This is a genomic window from Roseomonas sp. TAS13, assembly GCF_001950415.1.
Lineage (GTDB): Bacteria > Pseudomonadota > Alphaproteobacteria > Acetobacterales > Acetobacteraceae > Roseomonas > Roseomonas mucosa.
Genome location: NZ_BDLP01000180.1, coordinates 1 through 8,861, shown reverse-complemented (window position 1 = coordinate 8,861; position 8,861 = coordinate 1). Strand labels below are relative to the sequence as shown.

The following is an 8,861-nucleotide window of genomic DNA, read 5'->3' as shown; positions in this document are numbered from 1 at the left end:
GCGGCTCCGGCAGGCGCGGCCTTCCGGGGGGTCGCCTTGGCAGGGGGGGCCTTTTCCGTGGCCGTGGCGGCCTTGCGGCGCGTCGCGGGTGCCTTGGTGGCCCCGGTCTCGCTCTCGTTCCTGGGGGTGCGGGCTATGGCCGCCTCCTCTCCGTCATCGGGTCATCCAGCGGAAACGCCACGCTGGCCCCGTCCCGGCGCCAGCGTCCATTCCGTATCGTTCAGTCGCCGCCGGCAGGCCAGCCCGGATGATGGCCGTTGCTCCGCAGATCCGTGGAGCTCAGGGCATTCTCCCGCGCCGGGATCAGCGTCCAGCCGGCATGCCGTCCGGGCGGCCCGGCCAGGAGCTGTCCCGGCCGCCGCCGCCAGTGGCGTAGCACGGAGGCTGCCTTGCCGTGCAACGCCTTGCGTGTCCAGCCCGGACGCGGCAGCACCGCCAGCGGCGTGTGCCGGGCCAGCCTTTCCCAACCCCCCCAGCGGGGCAGTTGCCACAGGTTGTCCGCCCCGATCACGAAGACGAAGCGGGCACGGGGGAAGCGCCGCCGCAGCTTGGCCAGGGTGCGCTCGGTGCGGCGGTAGCCCAGCTTCGCCTCGATCCCCGTGGCGATCACCTGCGCGCCGTCGGCGATGGCCCGCGCCGAGGCGAGGCGCTGCTGGAAGGGGGCCATGCCGCGCGGCGGCTTCAGCGGGTTGCCCGGCGAGACCAGCAGCCAGACCGCATCCAGCCGCAGCGCCCGCAGGGCGATCCGGGCCACGTGCTCGTGCCCCTGATGCGCCGGGTTGAAGGAGCCGCCGAGCAGCCCGATGCGCCGGCGCCGGTTGTCGCCCCAGGCCCCAGGCTCCGCCAGTTGCCGTCTCAGGACCGTCGCTCCCCAAGGGGCAGGGAAGGCGGCTTGGACGCGTGTTCGTGCCGGGGCGGCGGAGGCATCAGGGGCGTGTCACGGGACGGGGGCAGGCCTGGGCTCAGGGACGGGTCTGGCCACTGCCCAGGACCTGGTAGCGCCAGGTGCAGAGCTGTTCCGCTCCGACCGGGCCGCGCGCGTGCAGCCGGCCGGTGGCGATGCCGATCTCGGCGCCGAAGCCGAACTCGCCGCCGTCGCAGAACTGGGTGGAGGCGTTCCACATTCCCACCGCCGAGCCGATCCCGTCCAGGAACTGCCGCGCCGCGGATTCGTCCTGCGTCACGATGGCCTCGGTATGCTCGCTGCCATAGCGGGTGATATGGGCGATCGCGTCCTCCACCCCGTCCACCACCTTCACCGACAGGACGGCGTCCAGCCATTCGGTGGCGAAATCCGCCTCGGTGGCGGGCTTCAGATCCGGCAGGATGGCCCGCGCCCGCGCGTCGGCGCGGAAGTCGCAGCCCAGCGCCCGCAGGTCGCCGATCAGCAGCGGCAGCAGCGAAGGCGCCACGGCGGCATCGATCAGCAGGGTCTCGGTAGCGCCGCAGATGCCCGTGCGGCGCATCTTGGCATTGGCCAGGACGGCGCGCGCCATCGCTTGGTCGGCGGCCTCGTGGACATAGGTGTGGCAGAGCCCCTCGGCATGGGCGAGGACGGGCACCCGCGCCTCCTCCATCACGCGCGTCACGAGCCCCTTGCCGCCGCGCGGGATGATCAGGTCGATCAGCCCCGAGGCGCGCAGCATGGCGCCCACGAAGGCCCGGTCCGCGGAGGGCGCGATCTGCACCGCCGCCTCCGGCAGCCCGGCCGCGCGCAGGCCCTCGGCGATGGCGGCATGGATCGCCCGGGCGGAGCGCAGGCTCTCGCTGCCGCCGCGCAGGATCACGGCCGAACCCGCCTTCAGGCAGATCCCCGCCGCATCGGCGCCGACATTGGGCCGGCTCTCGTAGATCATGCCGATGACGCCCATCGGCTGCGCCACGCGGCGGATCACCAGCCCGTTGGGCCGGGTCCATTCGCTGATCACGCGGCCGACCGGGCCGGGCTGCGCCGCGATCTCCTCCAACCCCCGGGCCATAGCCTCGACCCGGGCGGGGTTGAGGGTCAGCCGGTCGCGGAAGGCGTCGGTCAGCCCCTGCGCAGTGTCCAGGTCGGCGGCATTGGCCTCCAGGATGGCGTCCTGCCGCCGCCGCAGCGCCGCCGCCGCCGCGCGCAGCGCCGCGTCCCGCGCCGGCCCTGGCAGACGCGCCAGAACCCGCGCGGCGGCGCGGGCGTCACGGGCGGCATCGGCGAGCTGGGCGGAGGCGCTGTCGGGCATGGCGTTCATGGTGCTGCGGGGTTAGCGCGTCCGGCGGCGGCGCGAAAGCTGGCGCATGACAGAGTCGTGGCAAACGGGACCAGGAAAGTCCCGGACAGGCACTTCCGGGACGGAATAGAAACGAAATCGTAAATAACAACTTAAAGTTGATATTAAGATGGGTTACTCTCGCGCCATGGTGACCAAGCTCCACGCCCCTCCGACCCGTTTCGCAGGCTGGCTGCTGCTTTCCGCGGCCATCGCGGTGATGGCCGGCGCCGTGGCGGCCTCGCTGGGCAACCGGCAGAGCCTGTCCCTGGAAAGGGAGATGGAGCGGCTGCGGACAGAAAGCGCCGAGGCCAGGCAACTGACCATCGCCCTGCTGGACGGCGAATCCGCCCTGCGCGCCTATGCGCTCTTCGGGCTGGTGCAGGACCAGCTCCGCTTCGGCCGGGCGGCGGAGCTGCTGGAGAGCGGGGAGTTCCGCCGCATCGCCAGCCTGGTGGATTCGGCCCAGGAGGACACCGGCAGCCCGCCGATCCTGGGCCCGATCACGCGGATCGTTGCCGCCCGCAAGGACATCCTCGACCGGCTCCAGGCCGGGGAGCGCGAGACGGTGATCGAGGAAGGGCGCCGCGGCCTCCTGCAGGCCCAGGGCGAGACGGTCCGCCTCGCCCTGGAGCGCTTCGTCCGCCTGCGCGTCGCACAGGTCGAGCAGGCCGCGCGCGGGATGCAGCGCGTCCAGGCGCGGATCCTGGTGCTGGTGATGCTGGGGGCCGGGCTCTGCCTGGGCGCCCTGGCCATCGCCTGGTGGCAGATCGCGCGCCACGGCCGGGCGGAGCAGGCCGTCCGGCGGGAGATGGACGTCCGCGGCGCCGAGATCCGCAGCCTGCTGCGCATGAGCGACATGCTCCAGGCCTGCCAGACCGAGCAGGACATCCGCCGGGTCGTGCTGCACACGGCGCAGGAGGTGCTGCCGGGCGTGCCCGGGGCGCTCTACGTCTTCAACAACAGCCGCGACCGGCTGGACTGCACGGCGGTCTGGCCCGAAGGGACGAAGCTCGCCAGCGTGGACCATTTCTCGCCGGAGAACTGCTGGGCGCTCAAGCGCGGCCGCCCGCACCGCCACGGCCCTGGCGCCGACATCCCCTGCGAGCACGTCGCCCTGGGGCTTCCCGGCCTGGAGATCCCGATGACGGCGCGGGGCGAGGTCTATGGCGTGATGCAGTTCGGCGCCGCCGTGTCCGGCCTGCCCGATGCGCCGGAGCCGCAGCGCGACCTGGCGGTGGCGCTGGCGGATGGCGTGTCCATGGCCCTGGCCAACCTTTCCCTGCGCGAGAAGCTGCGCAACCAGGCGCTGCGCGATTCGCTGACCGGCCTCTACAACCGCCGCTTCCTGGAGGAGGTGTCAGAGCGCTTCGCCGGCCAGGCCGACCGCCGCGGCGCCCCGGTCGCGGTGGTCATGATCGACGTGGACCACTTCAAGCAGGTCAACGACCGCCACGGCCACGCCACGGGCGACGCGGTGCTGCGCGCCCTGGCCGTGCTGATCCAGGGCGACCTCCGCCGGGGCGACGTCGCCTGCCGCTATGGCGGGGAGGAGATCGTGCTGCTGATGCCGGATTGCGACGCGGAGAACGCCTGCCGGCGGATGGAGGAGATCCGCGAGCAGGTGCGGGCGCTGCACCAGGGCACGGATACGGTGCTGCCCCGCGTCACCATCTCCGCCGGGGTGGCGGACATGCCGGCCCATGGGCAGACCATCGCCATGGTTCTGAAGGCCGCCGACGAGGCCCTCTACACCGCGAAGCAGTCGGGACGCGACCGGGTGCAGATGGCCCGGCTGCTGAAGCCGGAAGACGGCGCCGAGCCGCCCAAGGGGGCGCCCAGGGAAGCGCCCAGGGAAGCACCCAGGGAAGCGCCCAGGCTGGAGATCGCCCGGCTGAGATAGGCCCGCCGCGCCCCGCCGGAGGCGTGGCCACGTGACGGGAAGGGGCGTCGCGCGTTGCTGTTTCGCGCCCTGCCAATCCGGCAAGGCGGCGCGGGCGGGAAGGGATGGCGGGCATGACACTGGAACTGCGGCTTCTGGCATGGACGGTGGTGCTGGGCATCGTCCAGCTTCTGCTGACGGCCATGGGGACCACGGCGCAGAACGGACTGGCTTGGTCCGCCGGGGCAAGGGACGAGGAGCGCCCGCCCCAGGGCATCGCCGCCCGGCTCCGCCGCGCGCAGTCCAATCTGATGGAGACCTTTCCCTTCTTCGCCGCCGCGATCCTCGCCGCCCATATCGCCGGGCGGGAAGGGGCGATGACGGCCTGGGGTGCCCAGATCTACTTCTGGGGCCGGATGGTCTATCTGCCGCTCTATGCCGCCGGCGTCCCCTGGCTGCGCAGCATCGTCTGGGCCGTGTCGATGCTGGGCCTCGTCCTGGTCCTTCTGGCGGTGCTGCTGCCGTAGGAGCGGGGCCCCCACGGCAGCACGGGCGGCCAGGAAGGTCAGTCTGGCGCCACCACCAGCCCGCTCGCGGCAACGGTGACCGTGCCGGGCCCCGACATCACCACCGGCTGCGACAGCGCCATGAAGGTCAGCGGGTTGCCCCCGGAGGCGGCGTCGAACAGGCCGAGATAGCCCAGCGTCCCGGCGGCGGCGGTGAAGGTGAAGCGCAGCGCCTCGGCATTGCTCTGGCTGCCGGTGCCGTTGAAGGTAACGCGCTGGCGGGCATAGCCGGTGCCTGCCGGTTCCCCGGTCACGCCGCCCGTGGCGCTGCCGGCGCTGCCCAGCGCGGCATAGACCGCGCCCGGTGGGGTCGGCGCCCGGCCGCACAGGGTCCGGGCCAGCATGTCGCGGGCATAGTTGGTCAGGTCGCTCATGGAGAAGCCCTTTCTCAGCTCTGGTTGACGAGGCCCTGCAACTGCGTATCCGGCAGCCGCGAGGGGAGGTACTGGAGCAGCCGGACCGAGCCGTTCAGCGCCCGGTTCCAGCCCCCCGATCCATGCCCGGGCAGCAGCCGCGCCAGCCCTGCGGGCAAGGTGGCCGCCGCCGTCTGGACGGATCCGCCGGTCATGCAGGCCGACTGGCTTCCGGGCGCCCAGGCGAAGGCCGCCCGGAAGGCGGTGCCGGGCACCATGCTGCCCAGCGTCATCACCGCGCCGCTGGCGCCGCCGCGCTCGATCTCCGCGGTCAGCGCCGTGCCGGTGTTGCGCAGGATCAGCCGGTTCGCATCGGTGCCGTCGTCGATCTGCCACAGGCCCTGGGGCAGCCCGGCGGGCGAGGCCTGCGGCAGGCTGGCGGCGACCAGCAGCGTGCCGCTGCCGCCATAGCCGCCAGCCGGCTGGCACAGGAGCTGGTCCGCCGCCCGGGTCTGCGCCACCCGGCTGCCCGCCGGCGGCAGGACCGGCGTGGTGGCGAAGGTCGCCTGTTCCAGCTGCGGCAGAGAGACCCGCAGGGTGAAGTTCATGGCAACGCCGCTCGGCACGTAGGCCAGCACCGAAGGGACGATGCTGGTCGTGCCGCCGACCGTGAGGGTCCGCGTGCAGGCGACGCGCTGCGCGGCGGCTGTCGCGATGATGCCGGCATCCGTGGCGGGCGAGCTGTCGCCACCGCGCTCCTGCATTCTCAGGCGGAGATTGCCGCCGCTCGGGAGGCTGCCCGCCACCAGGGCGATGTTCATGGCGCAGGTCCAGCTCTGCCCGGACACCGCGGCGGCGCCGCCCACCTGTTCCGGCATGACGACGCAATAGCCCGCCGCCGTGCTGGTGCCGGCGAAGTTGCAGTCCAGATAGGGCGCCCCCGCCTCCACCCCGGTGGACAGGGTCCGGGTCAGGCCCGTGATGGCGGTGACCGTCCAGTACCCCGGCACCGTCCCGGGCGAGCCCGCCACGGCGCCTTCCATGCGCGGGTTGCGGATCGCATTGGTCCGCGCCTCCTCCACGATCAGCCCGCCCGATGCATCGAAGCGCGGCTGGCTGGCGGCCAGTTCCAGATAGCTGCCGGCGGCATCGTAGCCGCCGGCGGTGGAGCCGCGTGTGGCGGCGAGCGAGCCGTGCAGGCTGCGCGGGCCGATCAGGGTGAGCCAGGAGGCGCTGCCTCCAGCCTCCACCCCGAGCGCGGCGGCGACGATCCCCAGCATCAGGCCGCGCCCGCCCCGCTGAGATGGCAGTACCGGGTGGTGCCGCCATCGGGCGAATAGGTCAGCAGGCTCGCCACGCCATTCGCCTTGATCTTCGTATAGCCCTCCGAGCTGACCGGCGCGCTGCCGGTGAAGTTGCTGAGCGCCAGCGCCAGGTCGGCGCCGCTGCGGTTGACCACCATGCAGGAGAAGCCGAGCCCGACCGCGTTGTAGTCGATGCCCAGGCTGGTTCCGGCATTGGCCAGCAGCAGCCGGTTGTTGTGCACGGCGAAGCCCAGCGCCGTCGCGGCGGACAGCACCACCTGCGGCAGCCGCCGCTCGGTGAACTGGCCGTCCACATAGCTCTTGGTTGCCGCATGCATCGGCGCGCTCGGCGCCGCGGTCAGCAGCAGCGTGCCATCGGCCGAAAGGCGCAGCCGTTCGACCATGCCCGCGCCCTGGCGCAGCTCCAGCACCAGCGTGCCGGCTTCCGTGCCGGCGGCGATGCTGTCCGAGATTCCCGCCAGCCGGGCATAGGTGGTCTCCACCGCGCCGCTGTTCATGCCGTTGAAGTGGAGGTAGCCGAGCCGGTCGCTGGCCGCCGGGCTGGCCGAGATCCGCCGGATCTGCACCACCATCGGCGCGGTGGCGTTGCCGGTGGTGCCCAGGTCGATGCCGCCATTCGGGTTCACGCCCGGATCGCCGCCCAGGCCGAGATTGCCGCCCGCCTGTCCGGCGGAGATGAAGTAGGCCGCCTGGTCCGCAGGATTGGCGAGGTTGATGCGCGCGCCCAGGCTGGCGGAGCGGCGGCGCACCGTCATCGTGCCGTCGGGCGCGATGTCCAGCCGCCGGGTCGGGCCGGCGCTCGCGCTCGGCACGGTGTGCAGCTCCAGGCTGCCGCCCGCGAGCTTCGCCACGCCGGAGGAGTCGCGGTTGCCGCTCATGCTCAGGCGCTGCATGGCGGCGTCGCTCGCGGCCTGGAAGGTCGCGCTCCGCAGGTCGCAGCCCAGCAGCGTCAGGTTCTGCGCCTCGCTGCCAAGATACACGACATTCGGGTTGCCCGTGCCGTACAGGTTGCCGCCGGTGGTGAGGTCGCAGGCCTCCAGCGTCAGCGCGCCGCGCTGCAGGTCGATGGTGCGCAGCGTGCCGCCGTTCACCACCGCGCCGACGATGTGGTGCTGCTCGGTGGAGGAGACCGGGTCCAGCAGCACCGTCCGGCCCTGAGAGGACAGGAAGCCACCGATCCACTTGGTGCGGAAGGCGCCGATCGTGCTGCTGCCATCGGGGGCGGTGCCGCCGCCGCCCGTGATGCGCAGCCCCACCGTCAGCGGATCGGCCACGTCCAGGTGATTGTCCACCGAGCAGTCGATGCACTGCGTCGCCTGCACGTTGTGGCCCAGGTTGAAACCTGTGTCGTAGCCATAGGCGAAGCAGTTGGTGAACTCGGCCACATCGGCGTATTCGAGATGGAAGGCCGTGCCGGTACGGCGGTTGTTCCAGATCCAGACCTTGCCGCCGCCGGTATAGCCGCTGGCATAGGCCGTGCCGTTGAGGTCGAAAGCATTCGCCGAGACGACGGTCACGGTGAAGCGCCCGTTCGCGGCGGCCAGGCCCAGGCACCCGGTCAGGTTCACCATGTCGCCCGTCACCAGCCCATGCGCCGTGGCGGTGGTGACGCGGATCGCGCCCGAGCCATTGCCCGCGACGGCCGACACGTCGCGGCTGTTCAGCGCCACGCCGTCGATGTTGCCCGTCAGGAAAGGCCAGAAATGCACGTTGTGCACGCGGGTGATGTCGTAGGAATGCCGCAGCCGCAGCCCGTTGCGGTTGTCGCCCGCGATGTCGTCGATTCGCAGCCGTGCGTTGTAGTCGCTGAGCACCGCGAGGTCGAAGCCCAGGATCAGCAGGTTCGACAGGCGCACGTCGGAGCCGTTGCCGTTGGTGCCGTCGCCGACCGTGACCGCGGTGCCGGCGAAGCCCGCCACGAGGTTGATGCCGGCGCGCATGTCGGCCGGCGCGGCGAGGCCGGTGCGCAGGATCGCCACGCCCTTCAGCCCGGCATTGCGGCGCAGCCGGATGGTCTGCGCCGGATCGAGCAGCAGGGCGTAGGGCACGCCGCCATAATCGCCTGCCGCCCGTTGCGCGCCCGTGGAGAGCGCGCCCGAGAGCACCACGTTCGGCCTGATGTCCAGCCCTGCGGCGGCGAGCCGGTAGCGCCGCGGCCCCAGCAGCACCGTGCCGCCGCCCTGTGCCGAAGCGGCGTCGATCGCCGCCTGGATCGCGGCGGCGTCGTCCGCCATGCCATCGCCCCTGGCGCCGTAGTCGCGGACATGCAGCGGCCGGTCCGCCTGCATGGCGCTGCGCCACTGCGCCACCGTGGCGCGCCGCGTTTCCGGCGTCGCGCCCTGCACCACGGGGCTGAGGTCGCTGTCGGAGAAGATGGCGGCGGCGGGAAGCTGGCTGATCTTCGCGTCGGGCATGGGAAATCCTGTGCTGTGTGGGGAGGCGTCGCGGGGCTGTCTCTTGATCACATCTACGCACAGCTCCACCGTAAG

Annotated in this window: 7 protein-coding genes; 2 read left to right on the top strand and 5 right to left on the bottom strand. The window is 72.3% G+C overall.

All coding sequences use genetic code 11. The annotated features are described in order from the left end of the window. Window positions 1-220: 220 nt before the first annotated feature. Window positions 221-859, bottom strand: coding sequence for a nicotinate-nucleotide adenylyltransferase (locus tag ROTAS13_RS14335; protein WP_026033281.1), 639 nt, complete (start codon window positions 857-859; stop codon window positions 221-223). Between the two features lie 103 nt (window positions 860-962). Beyond that, window positions 963-2,219, bottom strand: a complete 1,257-nt coding sequence (locus ROTAS13_RS14330; protein WP_083755537.1) for a glutamate-5-semialdehyde dehydrogenase — start codon at window positions 2,217-2,219, stop codon at window positions 963-965. Window positions 2,220-2,376: 157 nt separating this feature from the next. On the opposite strand from ROTAS13_RS14330, the gene ROTAS13_RS14325 reads away from it, so the two are divergent. Both ROTAS13_RS14325 and ROTAS13_RS14320 read left to right on the top strand, forming a co-directional pair. After that, window positions 2,377-4,149 (top strand): GGDEF domain-containing protein, encoded by a 1,773-nt coding sequence (locus ROTAS13_RS14325; RefSeq protein ID WP_085977413.1) that lies wholly within the window; start codon window positions 2,377-2,379, stop codon window positions 4,147-4,149. 113 nt (window positions 4,150-4,262) lie between these two features. After that, entirely contained in the window at window positions 4,263-4,655 is a 393-nt protein-coding gene (locus ROTAS13_RS14320; RefSeq protein WP_075822669.1) for an MAPEG family protein, read from the top strand. Window positions 4,656-4,693: 38 nt separating this feature from the next. On the opposite strand, the gene ROTAS13_RS14315 is transcribed toward ROTAS13_RS14320, so the two are convergent. The 3 genes from ROTAS13_RS14315 to ROTAS13_RS27200 form a co-directional block, all read right to left on the bottom strand. Beyond that, the gene (locus ROTAS13_RS14315; protein ID WP_019461607.1) at window positions 4,694-5,068 is read right to left on the bottom strand and encodes a hypothetical protein; all 375 of its coding nucleotides are present in this window, start codon (window positions 5,066-5,068) and stop codon (window positions 4,694-4,696) included. A 14-nt stretch (window positions 5,069-5,082) separates the two neighbouring features. Further along, window positions 5,083-6,327 carry a hypothetical protein gene (locus ROTAS13_RS14310; protein ID WP_075822667.1) on the bottom strand — a complete coding sequence of 415 codons (1,245 nt, stop codon included), beginning with the start codon at window positions 6,325-6,327 and terminating at the stop codon, window positions 5,083-5,085. Continuing rightward, the coding region (locus ROTAS13_RS27200; protein ID WP_305793717.1) for a glycosyl hydrolase family 28-related protein at window positions 6,327-8,861 on the bottom strand (2,535 nt) is incomplete at its 5' end. The genes ROTAS13_RS27200 and ROTAS13_RS14310, both read right to left, overlap by 1 nt.